Annotated in this window: 27 protein-coding genes; 22 read left to right on the top strand and 5 right to left on the bottom strand. The window is 46.1% G+C overall.

What is annotated here, in order from left to right:
• Position 1: 1 nt before the first annotated feature.
• The 22 genes from NF347_RS02350 (at position 2) to NF347_RS02245 (ending at position 19,351) form a co-directional block, all read left to right on the top strand.
• A complete protein-coding gene (locus NF347_RS02350; RefSeq protein WP_107036376.1) occupies positions 2–220 on the top strand; it encodes a DNA modification system-associated small protein in 219 nt (72 codons plus the stop codon).
• Positions 221–231: 11 nt separating this feature from the next.
• A complete protein-coding gene (locus NF347_RS02345; protein WP_107036375.1) occupies positions 232–2,232 on the top strand; it encodes an AAA family ATPase in 2,001 nt (666 codons plus the stop codon).
• Between the two features lie 4 nt (positions 2,233–2,236).
• Positions 2,237–3,817 (top strand): ATP-binding protein, encoded by a 1,581-nt coding sequence (locus NF347_RS02340; protein ID WP_107036374.1) that lies wholly within the window; start codon positions 2,237–2,239, stop codon positions 3,815–3,817.
• Positions 3,814–4,635 (top strand): hypothetical protein, encoded by an 822-nt coding sequence (locus NF347_RS02335; RefSeq protein ID WP_107036373.1) that lies wholly within the window; start codon positions 3,814–3,816, stop codon positions 4,633–4,635. The genes NF347_RS02340 and NF347_RS02335 overlap by 4 nt, the downstream gene beginning before the upstream one ends.
• A gap of 222 nt (positions 4,636–4,857) precedes the next feature.
• Positions 4,858–5,175, top strand: a complete 318-nt coding sequence (locus tag NF347_RS02330) for a DUF4177 domain-containing protein (RefSeq protein WP_133165490.1) — start codon at positions 4,858–4,860, stop codon at positions 5,173–5,175.
• A gap of 11 nt (positions 5,176–5,186) precedes the next feature.
• The gene (locus NF347_RS02325; protein ID WP_107036371.1) at positions 5,187–6,041 is read left to right on the top strand and encodes a hypothetical protein; all 855 of its coding nucleotides are present in this window, start codon (positions 5,187–5,189) and stop codon (positions 6,039–6,041) included.
• A 27-nt stretch (positions 6,042–6,068) separates the two neighbouring features.
• The gene (locus NF347_RS02320) at positions 6,069–6,509 is read left to right on the top strand and encodes a hypothetical protein (protein ID WP_107036370.1); all 441 of its coding nucleotides are present in this window, start codon (positions 6,069–6,071) and stop codon (positions 6,507–6,509) included.
• Between the two features lie 91 nt (positions 6,510–6,600).
• Positions 6,601–8,184 carry an ATP-dependent nuclease gene (locus NF347_RS02315; RefSeq protein WP_107036369.1) on the top strand — a complete coding sequence of 528 codons (1,584 nt, stop codon included), beginning with the start codon at positions 6,601–6,603 and terminating at the stop codon, positions 8,182–8,184.
• Positions 8,174–8,884 carry an AAA family ATPase gene (locus NF347_RS02310; protein ID WP_306254316.1) on the top strand — a complete coding sequence of 237 codons (711 nt, stop codon included), beginning with the start codon at positions 8,174–8,176 and terminating at the stop codon, positions 8,882–8,884. Before NF347_RS02315 ends, NF347_RS02310 begins: the two co-directional genes overlap by 11 nt.
• 50 nt (positions 8,885–8,934) lie before the next feature.
• Positions 8,935–9,708 carry an IS5 family transposase gene (locus NF347_RS02305; RefSeq protein ID WP_107035088.1) on the top strand — a complete coding sequence of 258 codons (774 nt, stop codon included), beginning with the start codon at positions 8,935–8,937 and terminating at the stop codon, positions 9,706–9,708.
• Between the two features lie 138 nt (positions 9,709–9,846).
• Entirely contained in the window at positions 9,847–10,218 is a 372-nt protein-coding gene (locus tag NF347_RS02300; protein ID WP_107681547.1) for a hypothetical protein, read from the top strand.
• A 25-nt stretch (positions 10,219–10,243) separates the two neighbouring features.
• The gene (locus NF347_RS02295; protein ID WP_107036367.1) at positions 10,244–10,453 is read left to right on the top strand and encodes a hypothetical protein; all 210 of its coding nucleotides are present in this window, start codon (positions 10,244–10,246) and stop codon (positions 10,451–10,453) included.
• A complete protein-coding gene (gene recD2 / locus NF347_RS02290) occupies positions 10,453–12,588 on the top strand; it encodes an SF1B family DNA helicase RecD2 (RefSeq protein ID WP_107681546.1) in 2,136 nt (711 codons plus the stop codon). The genes NF347_RS02295 and recD2 overlap by 1 nt, the downstream gene beginning before the upstream one ends.
• A 179-nt stretch (positions 12,589–12,767) precedes the next feature.
• Positions 12,768–14,066 carry a class A beta-lactamase gene (gene bla / locus NF347_RS02285; protein WP_161953421.1) on the top strand — a complete coding sequence of 433 codons (1,299 nt, stop codon included), beginning with the start codon at positions 12,768–12,770 and terminating at the stop codon, positions 14,064–14,066.
• Positions 14,063–14,683: a DKNYY domain-containing protein gene (locus tag NF347_RS02280; protein ID WP_107036364.1), complete on the top strand. Its 621-nt coding sequence runs from the start codon at positions 14,063–14,065 to the stop codon at positions 14,681–14,683. Before bla ends, NF347_RS02280 begins: the two co-directional genes overlap by 4 nt.
• A gap of 11 nt (positions 14,684–14,694) precedes the next feature.
• A complete protein-coding gene (locus tag NF347_RS02275; protein ID WP_161553811.1) occupies positions 14,695–15,186 on the top strand; it encodes a PH domain-containing protein in 492 nt (163 codons plus the stop codon).
• 5 nt (positions 15,187–15,191) lie between these two features.
• Positions 15,192–15,938, top strand: coding sequence for a 4Fe-4S binding protein (locus NF347_RS02270; RefSeq protein ID WP_107036362.1), 747 nt, complete (start codon positions 15,192–15,194; stop codon positions 15,936–15,938).
• 2 nt (positions 15,939–15,940) lie between these two features.
• Positions 15,941–16,297 carry an MmcQ/YjbR family DNA-binding protein gene (locus NF347_RS02265; protein WP_107036361.1) on the top strand — a complete coding sequence of 119 codons (357 nt, stop codon included), beginning with the start codon at positions 15,941–15,943 and terminating at the stop codon, positions 16,295–16,297.
• A gap of 3 nt (positions 16,298–16,300) precedes the next feature.
• Complete coding sequence (locus tag NF347_RS02260; protein ID WP_107036360.1) at positions 16,301–16,840, top strand: flavodoxin family protein; 540 nt, start codon at positions 16,301–16,303, stop codon at positions 16,838–16,840.
• A gap of 4 nt (positions 16,841–16,844) precedes the next feature.
• Positions 16,845–17,441 (top strand): acyltransferase, encoded by a 597-nt coding sequence (locus NF347_RS02255; protein ID WP_107036359.1) that lies wholly within the window; start codon positions 16,845–16,847, stop codon positions 17,439–17,441.
• A gap of 19 nt (positions 17,442–17,460) precedes the next feature.
• On the top strand, positions 17,461–18,945 hold the full coding sequence (locus NF347_RS02250) for a Y-family DNA polymerase (protein WP_107036358.1): 1,485 nt from the start codon (positions 17,461–17,463) through the stop codon (positions 18,943–18,945).
• Positions 18,946–19,003: 58 nt separating this feature from the next.
• Positions 19,004–19,351, top strand: coding sequence for a YolD-like family protein (locus NF347_RS02245; RefSeq protein ID WP_304471909.1), 348 nt, complete (start codon positions 19,004–19,006; stop codon positions 19,349–19,351).
• Between the two features lie 68 nt (positions 19,352–19,419).
• Here NF347_RS02245 and NF347_RS02240 read toward each other — a convergent pair whose 3' ends face one another.
• The 5 genes from NF347_RS02240 to NF347_RS02220 all read right to left on the bottom strand — a co-directional run bounded on the left by NF347_RS02240 (position 19,420) and on the right by NF347_RS02220 (position 23,278).
• Entirely contained in the window at positions 19,420–20,214 is a 795-nt protein-coding gene (locus tag NF347_RS02240; RefSeq protein WP_107036356.1) for a GIY-YIG nuclease family protein, read from the bottom strand.
• A 1-nt stretch (position 20,215) separates the two neighbouring features.
• Positions 20,216–20,581: a hypothetical protein gene (locus NF347_RS02235; RefSeq protein ID WP_107036355.1), complete on the bottom strand. Its 366-nt coding sequence runs from the start codon at positions 20,579–20,581 to the stop codon at positions 20,216–20,218.
• An 89-nt stretch (positions 20,582–20,670) separates the two neighbouring features.
• The gene (locus tag NF347_RS02230; protein ID WP_107036354.1) at positions 20,671–21,426 is read right to left on the bottom strand and encodes a ParA family protein; all 756 of its coding nucleotides are present in this window, start codon (positions 21,424–21,426) and stop codon (positions 20,671–20,673) included.
• Between the two features lie 145 nt (positions 21,427–21,571).
• Complete coding sequence (locus tag NF347_RS02225; RefSeq protein WP_107036353.1) at positions 21,572–22,846, bottom strand: PcfJ domain-containing protein; 1,275 nt, start codon at positions 22,844–22,846, stop codon at positions 21,572–21,574.
• A 3-nt stretch (positions 22,847–22,849) separates the two neighbouring features.
• Complete coding sequence (locus NF347_RS02220) at positions 22,850–23,278, bottom strand: PcfK-like family protein (protein WP_107036391.1); 429 nt, start codon at positions 23,276–23,278, stop codon at positions 22,850–22,852.
• Positions 23,279–24,038 lie beyond the last annotated feature (760 nt).

Below are 24,038 nucleotides of genomic sequence, written 5' to 3'. Positions count from 1 at the left end.
TATGGCAAAAGGAATAGACCAGAAATTCGTACATTACGGAATACGTAAGGATGACCTTTCGATGATTGAGGCTATCTGCGATGCCGAGAATATTGATTTTGAGTGGCTGAGCGAGGAAATACTCAAAGCCTATCATGCCCGGAAAGTCGATGTGATTGAGATAGACGATACCTCGACAGAGGAGATAGTCCGAGCAGCCATTCAGAAGATAAAACAGTAAACGCACCCGTCATGCTAATACAGAGAATCAAAGTCAGCAACTACAAGACCTATCTTGACCTCGACCTCGATCTGACGGTTGACGAGGAACGTCCTATAATTCTTATCGGAGGCTCGAACGGCGGCGGCAAGACCACCTTGTTCGAGGCCATCAGCGGTGCGCTCTATGGCCTGAAGATAGAGAACAAAGACCATTTCATGGAGCTTGTCAACCAAGGTGCCTTCGGACAGGTCAAGCCTGAGATTTCACTGCAAATCACTTTCAGCGGCAAAGTGCTCGGGCAGGAGCAGAAGTATATACTCAAACGCACATATGTGCTTAACCCTGCCGGCAAACCTCTGGAAAGTGTCAGCCTGAACATGAACGGCAATATGTTCGTGTACGGCACCATGACAGCGCCCAAGGAACGAATAAAGAACGAGCAGGAGGTAAACAAGATTATCAAGGCCAATCTTCCCCAAGAGTTGAGCCAGTATTTCCTTTTTGATGCCATGCAGTCGAGCGAACTTCTGAAAAAGAATGTGTTCGCGCAGACAATCCGCGATAACTTCGAGAATGTCCTCGGCTTTAAGAAATATCTCCAGCTCAAACGAGCGGCAGAGAAACTGCAGCAGGAATGGGCGCAGCTCCGTCTGCAAGCCGAGCAGGAGGCCGCCGAGTATAACCAGCTTGTGAGTGAAAAGGAGAAACTTACAGCGGAGATTAACGCCTGTATAGCCGAGCAGGACTCTCTCTACAAGTATCTGACCTCGATGGAAACCGAATATCGGAAGGCGAAGGAGGGCGCACAGCAGAGCGCGACTCTCAACAAGCGCATCGCTGATATTTCGTCAAAGATTGACGACATCATCAACAGGGCCGCATCTTATGCCGATGACATAAAGGGCTTCATGGAGAATGTGGAAGTGAACGTATTCCTGCCCAAACTGGCATCGAATCTTTCTGTCGAGATCAACAACATTCTCCGTATCAAGAATGAGTTGCAGCAATCGAGCACCGGGTCATACCCACTTGAAACTCTTCGCGACGTCACCGGGAAAATCATAGAGTATCTGAAAGAACTGTCACTTTGTTCGCCAGATGTCGATGAAGAGAATGTCGTAAAACACATGGTGGCTGTACAGAATACTACAAACAGCCAGGATCCGTTTGACTTTCTCGATTCATCTGAGATAGCCGCGTTGAAATCGCTCGTAAGCCGTGGAGCGAACAATCAATTCGTATCACTGTATCGTCAGCGACAGGATCTGGAGGTGTTGCTTGCTACGATAGATGAAATGCGCACTGAGAAAAAGAATCTCGAACAGACACGTGCCGGCGGTAATGAGTTCATCATATCGTCGTATGAGGAGAGCCAGCGTAAACTCGAAAAAGCCAAGGTCAGTGAGGGGCAACTTAAGCAAGAGATACAAAAGCTTGAAAACCGAATACATCGCTTCGACGTTCAGATTCAGCAGGAACCGGATTTGAAGTACGACACACTGGTTAAGCTAAAACCGTTTTTCGAGAAGGTGGCCGACAGCCTCCTTAAAAAGAAAAAGGCGCAGATTGAGAGCGAGATGCAGCAGCAGCTCAACCGATTGCTTGTTTCATATAAAGGACACATCGGTCGCGTTGAGTTGAGCGACAGCATGGAAAACTTCAATATCAAGATTTTCCATACCAAGGGGAATCAAATTTCACTCAATCAGCTTAACGCCGCTTCCAAGCAGATTTTCATTCAGGTGCTTCTGAAAGTGTTGCGTAATCTTGGCGACTATAATCCTCCGGTGATGATTGACACGGTAATGGGTGTGCTTGACAACGAGAGCCGCGAAATGCTTTTCGAGGAATACTTCCCAAATCTTGCCGAGCAAACCATACTGCTTTGCACAACTTCGGAAGTGCGTCCTGATAGCGACTATAAGAAGCTCGAAGCCTTCATATCAAAGACATTCACACTCCACCGCGACGTGGAAGAACAGAAAACGACCGTCAGCGACGGCTATTTCGGAATCGAATTAAACCAGTAACACCATGCCATTGCTTTTTGGAGATATATACTTTCCGGAGAACTTCAACACGGAGTTTGCTCCGCTAAAGGATAAGATAGAGAGTCTTATCAATCTTTCTCGTTCCGCTGGTAATGAGCGTCGTTATTCGATACTTAACAACAAACTGATGCGCATCTGCCTGCTTGTCGGACTGTCCACACCCGGAAAGCGCGATGTAAAGACGGTGGAAGCCATAAAGCTACAAAAAGGAAGTCGCTTTCAGGCGAGCTTCTTTACCCATCAGGAACTGGCACCGCTTTATTCAGCTCTGATTAAGCTACGCTATAATGATACGTCGCTTGACCTGTCGAACAATAATGTGTTATCACGAATAATCGGTGCTGAGATGTATCGTGGGCGCGACACACTTATGGCAGACAATAATCTTGAGAACTATTTCTTCTCAACCGGCGGACGCGCAGCACTCGCCAAAGACATTCCGGTTCTCAACCTCCTTGTCGGCAATTATGGCGATGCCGAGATGGAAGCCACTCTTGACATCAATAGTCGAGCCATCACCAATGCGCAAATCATCATAGCCGGAGCTACGGGGTCAGGTAAGACCAATCTGCTTGCCGTACTTATGCAACAGATTCGGTCCATATCCGCAGAGAGTAGCTATCCTGTCAACTTCCTTTTGTTCGACTATAAGGGAGAGTTCAGTGACATTCAGAACAATCACTGGCTGTCGCTGTTCGATGTAGACCGTTCCTGCATACTTGACCCTATTGAACGCCCCCTTCCGTTTACTCCGTTCAAGAACTTCACCGGAAGACCGCAGAACGAGATTAATCTCTACTCCACAGAGATGGCTTCGGCACTCAGCTCTCTCGACAGAGTTACAGCAAGCTCCAATATGAGCAACCGTTTGAGCGAGGCTATTGTGGATGCCTATAATTCAACAAACGGCCAGCCGATCACATTCGACCTTATGTTGAAGAATTATCAGGCACGGATGAAAGACCCGGACAAGGATGACAGCATTTCTTCTATATTGAAGCAGCTTGTGAGGGCCAACATCTTCGACACAGAAGACCGTGCCGACCTTGTGGGTGAGAGCTTCATCGTCAAGATGGACGGCTACCCCAAGGATGGCCCGATTGCCAAAGCTATCGTGTACTTCCTGATGTCGAAACTCAACAATATCTATGAACAGCTCGACAAACAGGCTGTCAATGACGATGTTGTGCAGATTCGCCACTTCTCGATAATCGACGAGGCTCACTATATGCTTAGTTTTGACAACCGTCCGCTCCGCAACCTTATTGCGGTGGGCCGCAACAAGGGATTGTCTATCATTCTCGCCACTCAGAATATGGCAGATTTCAAAAACAAGGGCTTCGACTTCTACGCCAACGCACAGTATCCCTTGATTATGAAGCAACAGACAATCGACGATAAGGTAATCAAAGATCTTTTCGGCGTAAGCGGTCAGGAACTACACGACATCCGCACCGCCATTGCCGGACTACAAAAGGGAGAACTAATCATCAAAGACCAGATGGCTTTCGCCCTCGGCATGGGAAACAAGTATAAGAAAATCAACGTAACACATTTGATATGAGAACAGGACATATTTTTAATATAATGGTAGGTTCGCCTTCTGATGTCATTGATATTGCTCGTAAGTCAATTGAAGTAATCAACCTTTGGAATGTCCATCATTCTGAAGACAAAGGAATTGTATTGGTTCCTCATCACTGGTCGTCTTCTTCTTATCCTTCTCTTAAGGTAAATTCTGCACAGGGCGTTATTAACTCACAGTTAGTAGATAAATGCGATGCTTTGGTTGCGATCTTTGGGTCAAAATTCGGAACTCCTACAAAGAATCATCCCAGTGGAACCGCCGAAGAAATCGCAGAAGTTAGAAAAGCGGGGAAAGAGGTTATGATCTTTTTTAGTAAGCAGATTGACCTCGATATTGCAGGAATGGAACAAGTTTCTAAACTTCAAGAATATAAGAATACCATTGAAGGTTTGTACGAAACATTTCAAGACCTATCGGATTTTGAAAAAAAGTTTTCTCAAAAATTAAATCTCTTCGTTCAAAACGAATTTCAACCCTTGGTTGCTGAAAATGTCAGTAATAGCAAGGGGGAAAAAACGGTATTATTTTCTGAAGAGGAAATAGAAATTATTCAGCAGTGGTGCAATTCATCGATTGACTATTGCTCCCAAGTAGCATTTATAGGAGGGCATCATATGTTTCGATTTGGTCCAGTACAGATAGAAACTGAAAATCCAAAGGAAACGGCAAAATTTATTGAATTTATCAAACGTCTGGAAGCTGCTGGATTTATTGAATTTCAAAAGTTTGACAATAGAGGAAAGCCAAGATATTCTTTAACGTTGGAAGCATATGAACGCTTTCGGGAAGATTAGGTAGTTGTGGTACAGCCGTCGCGCTTACGTAAATCAAACCGAGGTCTCGACCGGAAGGTTTCAATCGCTAACGAATTATGGGTGATTACAACGTTTGACATATACAACGGTGAACCGGTGCATGATACTGAGGTTGATATCGACTGCCATGTTAACACTGGTGAACTATCATTGTTTCAGGATAATCTCAGTTTCAAAGAAAACAACCTTAATAACATTAATATGAAGAAGTTTCTTATTAGTATGGCTCTTGCAGCCGCTGCATTATCGGTGACTTCCTGTCAGCAGAATGGCAAGTGGGAGTACAAAGTCGTAAAAGTAGCCGGAACAGAAGGCTCCAACGGCAAGTTCGGAGGAATGCAGTTCTCCGACCCTTCGGGACAGCTCAACAAACTCGGAGAAGAAGGTTGGGAACTTGTTTCTTCGTTCACGGAAGAAAGCACAGTACATCCCAACTTCGGCAACTCGGAGTATGTAACCGGTCTCCAGCCGAACACTCGCACAGAAGTCGTCAACTTCGTTCTCAAACGTAGAAAATAATCCCAGAGAACATGAGACTTCTTAGTCCCTTATTCATAGCATTCCTGCTCCTTGTATCGTCTTGTACTTCAAAGACGGACAAGGCGCAGGAAATCGTGCGCGATTTCTCCAAAGCACTAAGCAACGGCGACAGCATTGCTATTAAAAGAATCTATCCATCATCTGCGTCTTTCTTCAATTTATTTCCTACCATGGGTGATATTGATGAAATATCAGCAAAAGAAGATGGAGACTATATTTTGGTAGACTGCAAGAGTGGACACTATGACGAGCATAGCCATTTTGTTCAGAGTAAGTTTTCCTGCTGGGTAAAGGACGAAGATGGAAAGCTGATTATTTCTGATTCCAAAGGACTTATAACGCTGCCTGAAGAGTTTGGAACTTATCCATACGAAATAGGAGCGGTAACGAAATATAGCAAAGATGTGGAATTGGGTAATAAATATGAGGATATCCAAAGGTGTTTCTATACTGAGTGCCTTCGCAATGTGATGGCGTTAAATCTCGGCATTGAACGCGTCTCATGGTCATGGGAGGCCGACTACGGAACTCCCAATGGCGATTGTACAATTAAGAACACACTGCCGTTTACAGTTAAGAATGTAAAGTATAAGATTACCTATTATCGTGGTGATGAAATTGTGGGTGAAGATGACGGTACGGCGGCATCTTCAATAGACCCCGGTTCGATGAAATCGTTCCGATTCTATTCTTCCGGTGTCAATGGGTATCGGGCTCGTACCGCCAGAATATCATTTGAGGTGCCTGAGTCGCAGGCTATTGAATGGACACTGCGAAAATCCTATACTGGCAACGAGTTCAAGGAATATCTTGATACCAAAGAACCAAAATCCAGCTCTATTTAATCGCTATAACAAAAATGTAATATAGTTATGGAGCTGTTATTCAAAGAGGAATCTAGCTTGGCAGACAGTAGAAAATGTCGTGGCTATGGATACTATGAGGAAATTACATTCATCCCTCATGGTTGTGGTATAAAGTATTTCTCCGCCTACAATTCCTATGGCAAATCCTGGATCGATCAGGTTGACTGCCCTGCCATTGTAAGCACGAAGATTACTAAGGAAGGTCAGCTTGTTCAGAACTATCCGACCAACCGTATAGGTGGGCGCAATTCTATAAACCGCCGCTGCTACACTGAGAGCATTGTTTCAAATATGAACAATCAGATATGGGACTACGCCCAGTTCCTAAACGTCATAGCTAAGACAAAAAATTTCGATAGCAAAGTTTCGATAATAGCACAGACGAGGGCTTTGTTAGAGAAATGGAATTTGAGTACGGCTTATCTGCGCATGATGGATATGTCTTAATCGAATTATGAGTGCGAGCACATATTTTGGGCTTTCGATTACAATAATAGTGCCATTATAATCAGTTTTAAAGCATAACGACAATGAAATTATGTTGAAGCGTATTATTATTAAAAATTTTAAAGGCATAAAGTCGTTGGACATGGAGTTCAATGACATTCGCACTATATTGGTAGGCAATAATGGTGTTGGGAAGTCAACCATAATCGAAGCATTAAGATTGGCTTTAAGTGGCGAAAATAGTGTTGAATTAACTCTTTTCTCTTTTCATAAATCCTGTTGGTCCGTTACAGACAGAGCTATTTCCAACTTACCAAAGATTGAAATTGAAGTCTATTTCTCAGATATAGTTAAAGGACCGGATTTCAGAGGAAAGAGCAACTTGCTGATTGAAGAACATCCAGGAATCAGATTTACATATGAATTCGATGAAGCGTATGAAGATCTGTACAGCCATACTACGCATGATTATGTTCCATGCGAATATTACCATACAACAAGGTTTTGGTTTAGTGGGCAACCCGCAAAAACAAAATTACTCCCATTCAAATTGTTTATCATCGATTCTGCAAACACATTCTTTAATAGTCGACCGAGACAATTCATGTCTCGCCTATTGGAGGATGATACGGATGATTTCAGACCAAAACTGTTAAGTTGTCTGGCTGGCATGAGGGATTCCTTTGAGAAGAATGACAAAGTAAAATGTATCAATGAAGAACTATCTCAACGTGCTGGCAAAATAAAAAAAGAGTTAGGCGTATCAATTGACTTAGTATCAAAGAACTCCTATTCTTCTGTACTATCACCGATGGTAGATGGTATACCTTTTGAATTTGCCGGCTTGGGTGAACAATGCATCGTAAAAACGCTTCTTTCGCTTGGAGATGATGATAGCGGGAAGCCGAGAATTTTAATAGTTGAAGAGCCTGAAACTCATCTTTCTCATACAATGATGTACAATCTTATGAAATTGTTAGAAGAGAAAGTGCAGAGTCAAATAATCATTTCTACCCATAGTAGTTTTGTTGCCAATCGAATGGAACTCGATAATCTTGTCGTGCTTAGTAAAGGTGAGGATGGGACAGTATATTCAAAGAATCTTCAAAAGGATTTGAAAGATAAGGAGTATAATTTCTTCTTCAAGGCGACAGATTTTGCAACTCTTCGTCTTATCTTATGTAAGGCGGTTATATTGGTAGAAGGTCCAACGGATGAGATAGTTTGTAATTATTATATGAAACAAACTAACCGGGATATGTACCATAATGGTATTGAGTTAATGGCTGTGGGCGGTGTTTCGTTTGGCCATTTTGTAGAATTATCTAAGGACTTAAAAATTAAGGTTGCAATTGTTCGAGATAGAGATGACAAGTCCCGAGACTATTATGAAAAGCTATATTTTGCGAATTCTCCAGTAGAGAATATCCGAATATTCTTGGATGATAATAATCGTACAATTGAACCGTCATTCGTAGCAGCCAATAAGGATAAACTACATGATTTAAGCTCTACGGTGAGGAAGAAGAGGAACAGCAACGAAACGACTGATACCTTGATTGACTTTATGTCTAATAATAAAACGGAATGGGCATATAGGCTTATACAGGGTTCTAAGCAGTTTGAAGTACCGCAATATATCAAAGATGCTTTTGAATGGATTGATGGCAAATAAAAGATGTTTAATCGCTGCTGCAGGATCAGGCAAAACGACATATCTTGTCAATGAGATATGGGAACATTTTCAAAATGCTCCTGTAATCTTTGTTACCTTTACAACAACAAATCAGTTGACTATTTGTGAAAAAATTCGCAAAAGATTTGGTTTTATTCCGACCCGAATAAAGATAATGGGCTGGTATCAATTCCTTTTTAGATATTTTATATTGCCGTATAAAGCAGATGTTTTGCAGGAATTAAACACAATTCACGTCTCATTGACATTTGACTCTGATTATAGCCGTACTTATCAAACGAAATCAGGCAGTACGTTTTCCAAGTATAAGCATAATGATATAAAGGGAAAATTCTTTACTTCGGGTTGGAGAATCCATAAGGACTTGGTAGCGGAATTTGCATTTTTATGTACAAGAGGGAATGAAGACTCCATTGTACGAAGGTTATACGAATCTGCTGATATATTGTGTTTTGACGAGTCGCAAGACTTCAGTGGCAGTGATCATGAGATTATAAAACTAATTACTCGACTTTACCCTGGAAGTGTGCTATTTGCAACAGATCCAAGACAACATATCTATAGCACAACGAAATTCGGTGGAAAAAAATATGAGGGTAAAATTGACCTCTATTTATCGGAGAAAGTAAATACAAGAACTAAGAAACTGTTTAAAATTAGAATTGAAAAAATGTTATAGGGCATAACAAACCCTCAGCCAAAGTGTTGAAGGAGAAAAACATTGTTCATATGCATAGAATCAATCTCTATCAGACACTTTTGACCGAGGGTCAATGGTCTTATATAAACGAAGTATTCTTCGAAAATGATTGTCGCAAACGTAAAAATTCACTACGGAGCCTATTCGAAGCGGTATTATACCTACTGGTCACAGGATGTCAGTGGAGGATGCTTCCGCACGATTATCCCAAGTGGCAATTGGTGTACTATTACTTCCGAAAGTGGTCCAAAGAAGGTAGAATCGAACATTTGCTCAACAAACTTGTACGAAAGGTGAGGAAGAAACGAAATCAATCAGAAAGTCCCTCTGTGGGAGCATTGGATGCCCAGAGCGTTAAATGGGGCAACCGTAAGAGTGACAATGGATTTGACGCAAACAAGAAGGTCAAGGGCATCAAACGTAACATCGTGGTTGACCGCAATGGCTTTATTCTTGCCCGGACAGTATGCAGTGCATCGGTTCATGATTCCCATCAGGCTCACCCATTGTGTAATGCAGCAGACAGAGAGTGGGAACGGCTTGAAAAGGTTCTTGTTGACCGTGGTTACCGGGGGGAGATTGCTAAAGATATTGAAAAAGATTTTGCAATCAGCCTTGAGGTTTCCAATACTCCAAACGGGACTAAGGGATTCATACCGAAACCTCTCAGATGGGTAGTCGAGAGAACTTTCTCATGGCTTGATTGGTTCCGTCGCCTTTCACGCAATTATGAAGAATCAACAGAGGTCGCTGAAGAAATGATTGATTTGGCTGCCATAAAAATTTTATTGAATCAAATTTAAACAGTTTCTAAGAAATACGTAGATATAGATAGTCGCTCCTTGTCTAGATCACATAGATGCATCGAATCAATATGTGAATTAGCATCTTCGTTATTTCAAGACTTACCTTCAACCGAAACTTGCACTTGTCTTGAATGTATGGAGCGACGTGATAAGTATGTCGGCTTAAAAGGCGTATTTGCGGTAGCGGAAGATGATATTGAACTTTTTACAGATAAATTCAAGCCGATGAATCTTGTATTCAATCGGGCAGAAAAATCAATAGTCATAGGGAAATGTATGACTATGGGAGATTCAAAGGGAACTGAATCTGATGTAATACTTCTTTATCCAACAGACGAACAATCTAAATTCCTATTCAACAGCCGTAATACGACGTTGGCTGAGATAACACGAAACAAGTTATATGTTGGAATAACTAGAGCTCGTTACTTACTGGGAATTGTGTTTAAGAAGAAACACAAATTCTCCAATAACTTGATTCCGATATGGGAAAACTCAATATCTTAAAACATTATCACATAGTTAAAATGCTATGATCGACAAGAGCAGAATTATTTGGAAAGGAATTGGAATGTTGCTGGCGTATGGGGTAATTATGACTGCGGTCATATATTTCCTCAACGGCTGCTCATTCAACAGGTGGAAAGTCGTGACATGGGCAATGTTCATGGCGTTTGGTATTTGGCAATGCTATCGCTGGTTTCAGAGTAAGTCCGAAGAACTGAACGATAAGGAGATTTGATGACGAAGCTGCGCGGAGTGGTTGAGCATATCACCTACCAGAATCCGGAGAACGGATGGTCGGTGATGAAGGTCAAGGTCAAGGATTATAAGGATCTCGTGACTTTGACAGGCTCACTGTTGGATGTACCCGTCGGGAGCGTGTTGCTCTGCGAAGGGCAGTGGAAGGTGGATGCTCGCTACGGACAGCAGTATGTTGTGGAGTCTTGGGAGGAGGTCATGCCGGCTACCATCTACGGTATCGAGAAGTATCTCGGAAGCGGACTGATCAAGGGTATCGGTCCGGCATACGCCCGCGCCATCGTGTCGCGCTTCGGACTGGAGATCCTCGAAGTTATCGAGAACGACATCGAGCGTCTGCTTGAGGTGCCTCGCCTCGGCAGGAAACGTATGGAGAAGATACGCGAAAGCTGGGAGAAGCAGAAAGACATCAAGGAGGTGATGGTGTTCCTTCAGGGCTATGGTGTCAGCACAGCATATGCCGCCAAGATATATCGACAGTATCAGAAGGACGCAATCAAGACAGTCAAGGAGAATCCTTACAAACTTGCCGATGACATCTGGGGAATCGGTTTCAAAACCGCAGACGGTATAGCATCGAAGATGGGATATGAGAACAACGACCCTCGCCGATGCCGGAGCGGTATTATCTACACGCTCAACCGGCTTGCGGAGGAGGGACACGTCTATGCGGAGCCGGAGCAACTTGTCACCGCCGCCAAGGAACTGCTCCAAGCCGACGAGGAGCCGATACGGAAAGCCATCGCCGACATGATTGAGGCGAAAGACCTTATCGCCGACAATGATGTACTGTACCTGCCGCCGTTCTATCATGCAGAGAACGGTTCGGCAAAACGACTCACGTCTCTTCTCTCGGAGTCACTTTTCTCCGATATGGCTGCCGAGGAAGCCGTGCCATACGGCAATCAGTCTAACAATGGGATTGTCTATGACGAGGTTCAGCAAGCAGCAATAAAACAGGCGTTGGAATCAAAGGTCATGGTGCTGACCGGAGGTCCCGGAACAGGTAAGACCACCACAACGCAAGGCATAATCGCCGCTTTCAAATCACGGGGGATGCAGATACTTCTGGCAGCTCCCACCGGTCGCGCCGCCAAGCGCATGACCGAAGCGACAGGAATGGAGGCGAAGACAATCCACCGTCTGCTGGAATACAATCCGATGGACGGCTACAAGCGCAACGACGAGAATCCGTTGGAAGGTGATGCGCTGATTGTGGATGAATGCTCGATGATTGACATCATGCTCTTCTACAATCTGATGAAGGCGATTCCGGCGAATATGTGTCTGATACTCGTTGGCGACATCGACCAGTTGCCGAGTGTCGGGGCCGGGAACGTGCTCCGCGACATCATCGACTCGCAACGTATCCCGGTGGTGCGTCTCACACGCATCTTCCGTCAGGCGCAGACGAGCCGCATAGTGATGAACGCCCATGCCATCAACGCCGGGCGTTTCCCCAACATCAGCAACGGCAAGGACACAGATTTTTTCTTTATCAAAGCCGAGGATGCCGAGGCGATACCTCAGCTCATAGTCAGTCTTGTACGCGACCGACTGTCACGCGCCTACAGCTACAATCCCAAGGAGATACAGGTATTGACCCCGATGCAGCGCGGCAATGTAGGGGCCGGCAACCTGAACACGGAGCTTCAGAACGCCCTCAACCCCTCCGGGGAGTCGCTGACACGCGGCGGCTACACATTCCGGCGTGGCGACAAGGTGATGCAGATCCGCAACAACTATGACAAGAACGTGTTCAACGGCGACATCGGATATGTCAACGCCGTGGATACCACGGAGCGCACCTTGACCGTTATATATGACGGGCGGCTCGTTGAATACGACGTGTCGGAACTCGATGAACTGACGCTGGCCTACGCCGTGACCATCCACAAGAGCCAAGGCTCGGAATTTCCGGTGGTGGTGATACCCGTGACGATGAAACACTTCGTCATGCTCCAGCGCAATCTCATCTACACCGGCATAACCCGCGCCAAGAAAATCTGCGTGCTCGTCGGCACCACCAAAGCCCTCGCATATGCCATTCACAACCAGACCGTCTCCAAACGCAACACCAAGCTGAAGGAGCGGCTAAATAACAACTGCTTATGAATAAATTCTTATGTTCAACCATATTTTTATCATTGATTATGATTGCAATGGGTTGCAAGTCGCAATCCGTTCGTCATGTCGATGATAGAGTCAAAATCAGTGGAAGGTTGCTCTACAGTCCCGACGGCTCTCCTTTGTGGGGCGGCGTTATAAACCGGGCTTCGGACGGGAATGCATTCATGACCGATGACTCGGGCAATTTTGTGATAGAAGCGCAGCCCGGCGACTCACTGCATTTTTCATTTGTCGGGACCATTGGGAAGACGATCCCGGTCGCGGCAGAGGATTCATCGATGACTGTTTTGCTCGACCCATATGTTCCCGGCCATGATGAATATGTGTTCAGGCAGGAGAGCCTTTATCCTGAGATGGAAGTATCTCTGAAAACCTATGTCCATGACAAAGACGCCCGGATTGGTGTGGCAGTAATCATCAATGGCAAAGACACCGTATCAGTCAACGGCAAGCGTGATTTTCCTATGCTCAGTGTCTACAAATTTCCCCAGGCACTCGCAGTGGCTGACTACTGCCACAAACATAATATTTCATTGAATGATACAATCAGGATTTCAGCCGATGACCTGAATCCCGATACCTGGAGTCCGATGCGCGACAAATATGGCCGGAAAGACATATCTCTTCCGCTCTCGGAGATACTGGCTTATTCGGTTCAGCAGAGCGACAACAATGCCTGCGATGTGTTGTTCCGGCTTATCGGCGGACCGCAGGTCGCCGACAGTCTGATGAAGTGTTTAGGTTATGATGAAATCCACATTCTCAACACTGAGGACGAGATGTACCGTGACCCATATCTCTGTTATGCCAACCGCGCCACACCTTTGCAGATGGCTTCGCTGTTTGACCAGTTCTACCGCCGGGAGATGCGCCATGACTCACGCATACTCGAAGCTCTCGGAGCAATGATGATGTCTTGCAATACCGGGAATAACCGTCTTCCACTTCCACTCATGCCCACCAATGCCATGGTAGGCCACAAGACCGGCACAGGCGGCATGAACAGCCAAGGCCGTATAACCGGGGTAAACGATGCCGGATATGTGTTTCTTCCCAACAAACAAGGTTATGCAATCGCAGTGTTTGTCGCCGATTCCGGCTATGACATGGCAGAGACGGAGAATATAATTGCAGATATATCGGAAATAGTTTTCCAGTCGCTTATGATGCTGGAAACAGTTATTGGCGAATACGAGGACAGAAACGACGGCTCAACGCTGACAATCAGTAAGAAATATAATGGCCGAATTAAGGTGGAAATCGGACTGAACCGCCTTACGAGTATGGATGACGGCGAAGGAGTGCTATCTGATAACGGCCTGACATTTTCCGCCACTGATGCCGCTGGAAATCCGATCTACGGCGAAATAGTCGTTGAAGGCAACCGCGCCATACTTACATTCACTCAATCCACTTGGGAATATCTCCCCAACGGAACAACTTATACATTTCAAAGAAAATGAAAAAGATACTCTTTATATTAGCTATGGTCATAGGTCTGTCGGCTTCATTCGCATCGTCTCAGCAGCGGTGCGACAGACGCCATGGAAGCAGGCCCGGTTATGAGCATCGTGGTAGACATCATCGTTCGCCATACTTCGTCAGTGAAAACAAGGTCTATTTTGACGGCAGAGAGATTGAAGGAGCTTCGGCTTCGAGTTTCTCCATACTGCGCGACGGTTATGCCAAAGACACATGGAATGTCTATTATTGTGGCGCAAAAATTGACGGGGCTTCAAGCAACTCATTCAAGGTATTGGGCTTTGGCTACGCTAAAGACACATGGAACGTCTATTATGACGGTGGCAAGATCGAGGGTGCTTCTTCCGATAGCTTTAACATCCTATCCGATTGGTATGCCAAAGACACATGGAATGTATATTTTGACGGAAAGAAAATCAACGGAGCCTCCCCTGACAGTTTCAAGGTGCTTCGTGACGGCTACGCCAAGGATAGATGGAACGTGTATTTCGACTCGATAAAGATTGAAGGGGCTTCCCCTGACAATTTCAATGTACTCCATGACGGCTACGCCAAGGACACGTGGAATACTTACTATTTTGGAAGAAAAATTGACTGAACATGAGACACATGACAATCAAAAAGCGAGTGGAACTCAGCTCTTACTGCTGGATAATCTCAGCACTTTCGACTGCATTGATGTGTGGTGTATTTGTATATGCCCTGAAACGTCCTGACAATGGTTTGGCCGTATGGATATTGGGGGCTGCAATCGTAGTGCTGTTCCTTTTCACTCTTTGCTATATGCCACTGTCAATCTCGGTGGACAAGGAAAGTCTGAACATCAACCGACCGCTTAAAATCAAATCCATCCCGTTGCCAGAAATCACGGATGTAAGAATGTGCGCTCCGACTATGGGCACAATCCGAATCTGTGGCAGCGGCGGATGGTTCGGATGGTATGGCTGGTTCTCGGAGAAAGACCTCGGAAAGTATTTCGCCTATTACGGCAAGGCCTCAGACTGCTTCCTCGTCACGCTTAAAAACGGAAAGAAATATATGCTCGGCTGCAAGGATGCTCCTGAAATGGTCAAAGCTATAAACAATAGAATAGGAAATTAACCAATATGCTTCATACATTTTTTTTTAGTCCATCGGACACGACACGCAGATACGCCAAGGCTATGACAGAAGCCTTTGGCGGAGACTCACAACTGATTGACCTGACTCACGGGCCATGCGAAGTGGAGTGTGACCTTATCGACGGAGATACCGCACTACTGATTTCCCCGGTATATGCAGGGCGCATCCCGCCTATGGCAGCAGACCTGTTCCGACAGATTGACGGACATGGAATGAAGGCGATTGTTGCCGTCATTTACGGCAACCGCGACTATGATTATGCCTTGCTCGAATTGGCTGACATTGCCGTGGAGGACGGTTTTGAGGTAGTGGCCGCCGGAGCGTTCATCGCCCAGCATTGCATATTTCCGAAGGTAGCCAATGGCAGACCGGATGCTTCGGACATGGCGGTTGCCACTGATTTTATCAAAAGAGCCAAGGAATCCGGCAAGCTGGATATCTCGACAATCAAGGGGAATCGTCCTTATAAGAAGCCCGGTGCGGTGCCGCTGCGACCGCAGACAGATGAAAGCGTCTGCCGCACCTGTGGAGTATGTGCCCGCGAGTGTCCGACCGGGGCCATCGACCCTGTGACATTGGCAACAGACAAGGAAAAGTGTATCACTTGCTGCCGTTGTATTGCAGTATGCAGCAGTCATGCCCGTAAGTTCAAGGGTATCATGTATGCCACAGCCGGAAAAATTTTCTACGCACAGAACTCAAAACGCCGCGAGCCAGAACTATTCCTCTGACAGTGAACATCGAGCAATTTCGCGATTATTGCCTGTCGATGGACGGAGTGACGGAGAAAACACCCTTCGGGAAGTTTGCGCGCCGCTACGACTCGCTGCTGGTATTCTATGTTCTTGACCATATGTTCTGTATGGTGGACATGGAAGACTTTACATCGGTGTCGTTCCGTTCCACCGATGAAGAGATCGCTAAGATTACAGAGCATTATTCGGCAGTGACAACACCGGTCAACAAGGCGATGAAGTTCTGGCTGAGGGTGAATCTCAATGAGGACATGCCCGACAGTGAGATATATTCCTGCGTCCGCCAAGCCTACGAAATAATCAAAGAGAAATATTCAAAGAAACATAGAGACTGAATTATGGCAAAAAAAGTATTGATTCTGTCGGGCAGTCCCCGACATGGAGGCAACTCCGACACACTCTGCGACCAGTTCCTCAAAGGAGCATCCGAAGCCGGCCACGAAGTAGAGAAGTATTTCATATCTGCCCACAACATAGGCTACTGTTCTGCGTGCTACTATTGCAGTTCGCACGACGGCGTCTGCTGCAAGAAAGATGACATGAACGCGCTTATGCCGAAGATTCTTGATGCGGACGTTCTCGTTTTCGCATCGCCTGTCTACATGTATTCCGTATCGGCACAACTGAAGGCGGTGTTCGACCGCATGGTGGCGAAGTATGAAGTGATCCGCGACAAGGAACTTTATTACATAATGACCGCAGCAGAAGATGAGGAACACACAATGGACACTGCACTTGCCTGTATGCGAGGCATGGCCGACTGCATCCCCGGGTCAAAGGAAATGGGTGTTATATTCGGCAAGGGGGTATATCAGAAAGGAGAAATCCTGGATACTCCCTATATGCGGCAGGCTTACGAAATGGGAAAGAACGTATAATAACATGGAAGAAATCAGAATAGACGTAACAAAGCAGACTCCTGAAGAATTGGCTCTTGCCAACGAACATGCACAACTCATATTCAGTTTCAATCACACCATGCCGGGGACAACCGAATATGATGAGTTGATGCACCGTATTTTCCCCTCGATGGGAGAAGGCAGCAGAGTCATAGCTCCACTTACAGCCGTCAGACCCTACATGGTCAAGATTGGCAGAAACGTTGTGGTAATGCCCGGATGCCTGATGATGTCAGCCGGAGGCATAACAATCGACGACGGGGCGCAAATAGCCGCCAACGTGCAGCTCATATCCAACAATCATGACCTCTATGAACGTCAGGTTATAACCTGCAAGCCCGTTCACATCGGGAAAAACGCATGGATTGGAGCCGGCGCCACAATCCTCCCCGGCGTCACCATCGGCGACAATGCCGTAGTCGGAGCTGCCAGTGTTGTAACCAAGGATGTGGAAGCTGATACAATCGTGGCCGGAAATCCTGCGAAATTCATCAAGCGCATCCCGCCCCGTCCCGAGTGTTCTGCCACCAATGAAGAGTACGAAACAATACAGCTCGGTCTCGACAGTTGCGGAGATTGAAAAATATAACAAGTAATTCGTGCAGCCACGGCAGTATATAGCTATTGACCTGAAGAGCTTTTATGCCTCAGTGGAGTGTGTCGAGCGGGGACTTGATCCGCTCGATACCTGTCTTGTTGTGGCAGATGCGTCACGTACAGAGAAGACGATATGCCTTGCGGTATCACCAGCATTAAAAGAATATGGCACAGGCGGCCGTCCGCGCCTTTTTGAAGTAGTCCAGAAAGTGAAGGAGGCAAACTATCGACGTGGGCGGCAGGGAAAGTCATACTCTAAAGCAGTATTGTATTCACACCCGGAGATTGCAGTAGATTATCTTGTGGCCCCGCCGAGAATGGCTCACTACATTGAGTATAGTACCCGGATATATAATGTCTATCTCCGATATATCGCACCGGAGGATATTCATGTCTATTCCATTGACGAGGTGATAATGGACGTGACGGCATACCTCAAAACTTACGGTATGACCGCTCACGAGCTGGCGATAAAGATGATTCGAGAGGTGCTGGCTGAAACCGGTGTAACGGCAACAGCAGGTATCGGAACGAATATGTATCTCTGCAAGATTGCCATGGATATTGTCGCCAAGAAGATGCCGCCTGACAAAGACGGTGTCCGTATTGCAGAACTTGATGAGATGTCATATCGCCGTCAGCTGTGGGAGCATACACCGCTCACGGATTTCTGGCGCGTAGGACGCGGTATTGCCAACCGTCTCACACCATACGGAATACTGACGATGGGCGACATTGCCCGTTGCTCAATCGAGCATGAGGATTTTCTGTATAAACTGTTCGGAGTGAACGCAGAGCTTCTGATTGACCATGCCTGGGGCTGGGAACCGGTCACAATGGACTATGTGAAATCATATCGTCCGGAAGCGAAGAGTATCAGCAGCGGGCAGGTGTTGACCTGTGCATATACTTCTGCACAGGCGAGAAATGTGGTTCTCGAAATGGCTGACAGTGTATCGCTCGACCTTATTGACAAACGTCTTGTAACTGACCAGCTCGTTCTGACCGTTGGCTACGATATAGAATCATTGACAAGACTGGAGATTAGGGCAAAGTATAACGGCAAGATCACGACCGACCATTACGGCAGACAGGTTCCGGTACATGCCCACGGCACAATTAACATCGAGCACCCGACATCATCCGGAAAGATACTGACTGAGAAAGTCGCTGAGTTATACGACAGGATAATCAATCCAGACCTGCTTGTGCGACGCCTGACACTATCAATCAATCGCCTGATTCATGAGGAAGATGTGAAATCAAGGCCACAAGCCATGCAGCTCGATCTGTTCACGGATTATGAGGAGTTGAAGCGACAGCAGGAAGCGGAGGAAGCTGAACTTGCCAAGGAGCGGCGCAGGCAGGAGGCAGTCCTGAAAATCAAGAAGATGTTTGGAAAGAATGCCATTCTCAAAGGGCTTAACTATGCCGATGGAGCCACGCAGCGCGACCGTAACCAACAGATAGGAGGACACCATGAGTAGGTATGACGATATAATCAATCTTCCGCACCATGTGAGCAAAACACGGACACCCATGTCTATGGAGAACCGTGCGGCCCAGTTCGCACCGTTTGCAGCCTTGACCGGACATGATGCTGCCATAGCCGAAACCGCCAGACTCACTTCCGAGAAACCGGAGCTGTCAGCGGAGGAACTTGACAAGTTATCCCGCCGACTTGTCTATGCGATAGAGAAAGAAGCGACAATCAGGATAACCTATTTTCAACCGGATACACTCAAGCAGGGTGGAAGCTATTGCCAGGCAGAAGGAAAAATTAAGAAGATAGATGAAATAGATGGTCTGATTATACTCTATGACAAGCAATTCATTCCACTCGACTGTGTGATGAGTATAGAGGGCAATCTGTTCAACGACATTGAATTATAATCCACGCATCGCGGCGTAGGTCAGCGAGCCTTGGCAATACTTCGTTAGAGTCCTAGCTCGCTTTTCACTTATTGCTCTTTCTTGGAACTCCAATAGGACATATCACGCGGAATATATGTTTTCTCGCCTCCGCTTCCAAAAGGATAATCCGATACATCCTTGTTAAGATATGGAGAATCTGATTGTATGTCTCCTTCAAATATGTATCTTGGAGGATTATATATCTCTCCGTTCTCTCCAATAGAAGTTTTAGTACAAGTATTGACCTTAATCACAATTCGTACAATACCTCTGTATATGCCCAATACATATTGAACCTGGTGAGCTTTTGCGTCACTCAATTTCCAATATTTTCTTGCGCTCTCGTAATCATCAGCACGACGATAAATACCCTTGGCTTTTGATTGTTTATATGTTTTGTTAAGGCTCACCAAGAGAAGTTTATCGCCGGGAATTGGCTCTATCTTCTTACAGTCATAAAGTATGTTGATTTCTTCTTCAGTTTTAATACCCTCGTTCCACTGATGATGACCTTTGACTAAATTTGTGAGTATATTTTCCCGATTGAAAGCCTCGTATGTCAACAAATCAATAATAGTCGATTCGACAAGATAAGCTTCATGCTCCGAAAGATTATGCCGAATAATATAGTATTCCACCTCCATATTGGCTGAGTGAATATTTCTTATCGTTGAGAGTTTAAGACTCTCATCATTTTCGTTAAGAGAATCTTCTGCGTGTTGGAATACTCGGTCTCCCGAACCTTTTCCGACATAGAATATCTTTTTGTCTCGCGGATCAACGAGCGCATAGACGTAGAAGTTAAGAGCCTCTTTTACGCTCTGCTTGAAGAATTTTTCCATATCATTTCTTCTTTGGTAGTCGGATTTTGCCGTTCTCAGATTCCCATGCCTCGATATAGGAGATCAGAGCTTCGGAGATAACATCTTTCAGGAGTGAGCCTTCGACAAGGGAGATATACTTGACCTTGCGGATCATTTCGGGGTCAACAATGAATGTAGCCCGGACTTCGTTTGTCTTGGAGCTGGACTCGCCCTTGCGCGGACGGCCTACATTCCGTCGACGGTTTGCCTCCAGATTGGCTTTCATTTCCTCTGTCACTTCAGCTGCCGTTGCCTCGGACTGTTCGATAGTCGGAGCTGCTGGTTCTGTGGGTCGCGCCTCGCCCATTATGCCGTTCATCAGCGAAGCTAAGTTCTTCTTTGCCATGGTGCTTTCTTTATGATTAATCCACTTGCCTACTATGATATAAGTAGGCAAGTAGTTTTGTTGTCTTTATTATTGATAATATAGTTTACCTATTTCTCTTCTCTTGCGATTATCTCCTCGGTCAGAGCCATGTAGTCGACCGCTCCATTGCTCTTGGGGTCATACTCATAGATTGACTGACCGGAAAGAGGCATTTCGGCAAGAGTGATGTTCTCACGGATTTTGGTCTTGAACACCTTGTCGGCATACCGGCTTTCAATCATCTTGACCACCTCCTTGTTGAGATTACGGTTGTTGAAACGTGTGAAGAATACTCCACCTAATTCAAGAGCCGGATTGACACGTCTGCGGACTTCGCTCACCACATCGTCAAGCATGGCGAGACCTTTCATCGGAAGAGCCTCGGCGGTCAGCGGTATATAGAGCCTGTCGGAAGCCACAAGCGCATTGGTGGTGACGATGCCGAGCGACGGCGGACAGTCGATGATGATATAATCGTACTTGTCGATATGGTCTGCAAGCAGTGATTTGAGGATACCTTCCCTCGCAATCTTGGTTGCCATGTCGATTTCGGCTCTTGCCAGTTCAAGGGACGCCGGAACAATGTCAAGGTTCTTCCTGACATTGACGATTGGAAGCGGAGCGTCCTTTACAAGAGAGTCATACACGCTGGTCTCCGGCTCTTCGTTTTGCGTCAGCGTGAACGTGAGGTTCTGCTGTGCGTCAAGGTCGATCAGCAGAACCTGCTTCCCAAGGATGGCAAGTGCGTCACCGATAGACGCGGTAGAGGTTGTTTTTCCTACGCCTCCCTTGTGGTTGGCGATGGTAATTATCTTGGTTTTCATATACTTCTCGTTTTGTATTACAAAGTTAATAAATTCTTTTGATACTTAGTTACTATAGTATAATATTTTTAGTTTACCTATTTATTCCGAATAAATCCGCCCCTGCCTCACGGCAGAAGACGGATTTGGAATTTATAAGGAACTATTATGCTGAAGCCCTCGCCTTGATGAAGCGGTGGGCGTTGGCGTTAACAAGTTTCACAATGCGGTCATGCAGTTCGGTATTGGTATTGCAAACCCCACGGCTCTGAATGACCTTGTTCTCCGTAAGTGAAAACTCGACGGTCTCGATGCGGTTGCCGTCCTTGTCATGAGCCGACAGAATGAGTGAGTCCTCACGGCTGTAGTAATTGCACTTGAACACGCAATGGTGCATAGCCTCTCCCTCGTTCTGATAAGCCTCTATGCTGTCAAGAACTGAAACCTCGATGTCCTTGTCCCTGATGACAATGCCGAAGAAGCATGATTTGGTCTGATAAAACCTCTTTTCCTCCTTTTTAGCCTTGGCAAGTTCCTCGGATTTTCTGCGCTTCTCATCTGCGGAAGTTACCTTGTCGAGCCAAAGGTCATGTGCCACCTTTAGATTTACGGGGCAGATATATTTGGCGTTGCGTGTGTCCTTTCCTGCCTTGTCAAGTAGTTTGATAAGGTCGCACCACAATCCGTAATCCTTAATCTGATAGCCGTTGCGCATGGCAATCTTATGTGAGTTCCAGCACTTGTCAAGCATAGACTTGTTGGAGAGAAAATACTTTACCGCTCTATGGTTTCCGGCTTTCATAAGTGTCTCAATCCTTGTGTCGGTCAGAAGAGCCTTCATCAGTTCAAATGGGTGGCAGTCGGGCAATGCACCTTTCATGCCGTTTCGCCTCAGTTCCGGAATTGCCTTGTATCTCGGATAGTGCCACGTGTTGGCTATGATGTGATGAACGTCCGACATATTCCGGAGTTCTATCTCCGAACCCCAGTTGAAACAATCACGATAATATCCTATTGTCCTTGCCTTTGATGTCAGTGCTGTCTGCCCCTTGGCATTGAGCCATAGACGGCACACCTCCACATTATAAAAGTTCAACGGCTGACTTTTCTTAAACTCCACGGTCAGAATAAACACACGTTCCACCTGCAAACCGTCGATAGTGTCAAGGACAGCAAAGTATGTGCTTTCCTTATGAGTGCGATTGAGGGTGTCTTTTATCATCAGTCTGTGTCCGCAGTGAGGGCATACGACATACTTGCCCTTTCCCTCATGTCGGAACTTATGACCGCAGTCTCCACAAGTGGTAAGACCGCTCGGCACTCTGAAAGCCGGATGGTTGAACAGATTTTTCACTCCCCACTCTGTAACCTTGGGGTCAATGGCGGTCAGCCTCACATTTGAGGCTGCCACCTGCTTCTCGAATGATGTACGTGCTTTCATGGCTTAAAAATCATCGCCAAAGAGTGATAATTCGGGTTGCTTGTTCTCCTGCGGTTTTACCGCCTTGGGCTTGGAGTTGCGTGACTGCAACTTGCGGAGTTCTTCATCTTGGAAGCGTTTGAGGGCAATGGCTTTCTGCTCTTCCTTTTCCTCCTCGGTCAGTTCTATGTGGTGGTTGACCACTACACCGCATGTCATGGGTTTGCCGATTTCGATGTCAGGCTCATCTATGACGTGTACCGCCATTGAAAAAATCTCATCATCGGTAAAACCGCAACATCCCGATGCCTTGACCTCATTGAGAATGTATGTCGCTATGTCCTCGATAGTGCGAGTGGTGGTTTCGTACTTGGCACGGAAGAGTTCATTGCTCTCCGCTCTCTTATCAAGATATGACTTGATAACCTGCTTGAAATGTTCTGTTCCTTTCATCATAGTTCCTTATGTTTGTGAGTTCGATTCTTTTCCCTTTTTGTTAGAAGCTCGTTTGAGCTTCATCGGTCGGGAGAACCGTTTTCGTGCAAGTGATTCAGCGGCCAATAGGGTGGATAAGGCAAGTGTGCAGTCAGAGGGCGCGGACGGAATACCCAATTTTTGGCAGAAAAATTGCGGAAGGCTGCCGTCAAGCCCTCCGACCGCAAGCGCAGCGGCACTTGATGTTCCTCCCGACCGATGTACCTTTGCACAGAAAACGTCTCCGGCCATGACGCTCAAAGCGTCTTCAAAAACAGATTCCAAATATTTTCGTAGTCACCTCTGGATAAAGGTTTTCACAAGACAGCAACCAATGGCAATGTAAGCGTGCGGAGCGTAGTCGGAGACACGATTTCTTTGCCATTGGTTGCATAGGCATCGTCATATTATCTTCCAAAACAGCAACGGTTCAGACTCTTTGCCGCAGGTTTTGAGTATTGGGCGTTGGCATAGTCTCCGTTTTCAGACATGGTTTCAAAGACCGTCAGCAATGCGGATATGATTTTGAAGTGAAGCCAACGGCGTAACCTCAATGTCATATCGGCATGGCTGACGTGTCGGTACCAGCCGTCATTACCACCCATGACATCGACCGCACCGGCTCGGTGAGCATCACGGAGTCTGGCGGTCGGGAAGCCTTCAAAGACAGGCCGTAATGCACCCGGCGCCACGTGTAACATGGTCAGTCGGGAGCATAGGCCGGCGCTGCGTGACCCAC

It is taken from the genome of Paramuribaculum intestinale (assembly GCF_030759015.1).
Taxonomy (GTDB): Bacteria; Bacteroidota; Bacteroidia; order Bacteroidales; family Muribaculaceae; genus Paramuribaculum; species Paramuribaculum intestinale.
The sequence above is the reverse complement of the archived record's forward strand: the minus strand, read 5'-3'. Positions and strand labels throughout refer to the sequence as shown.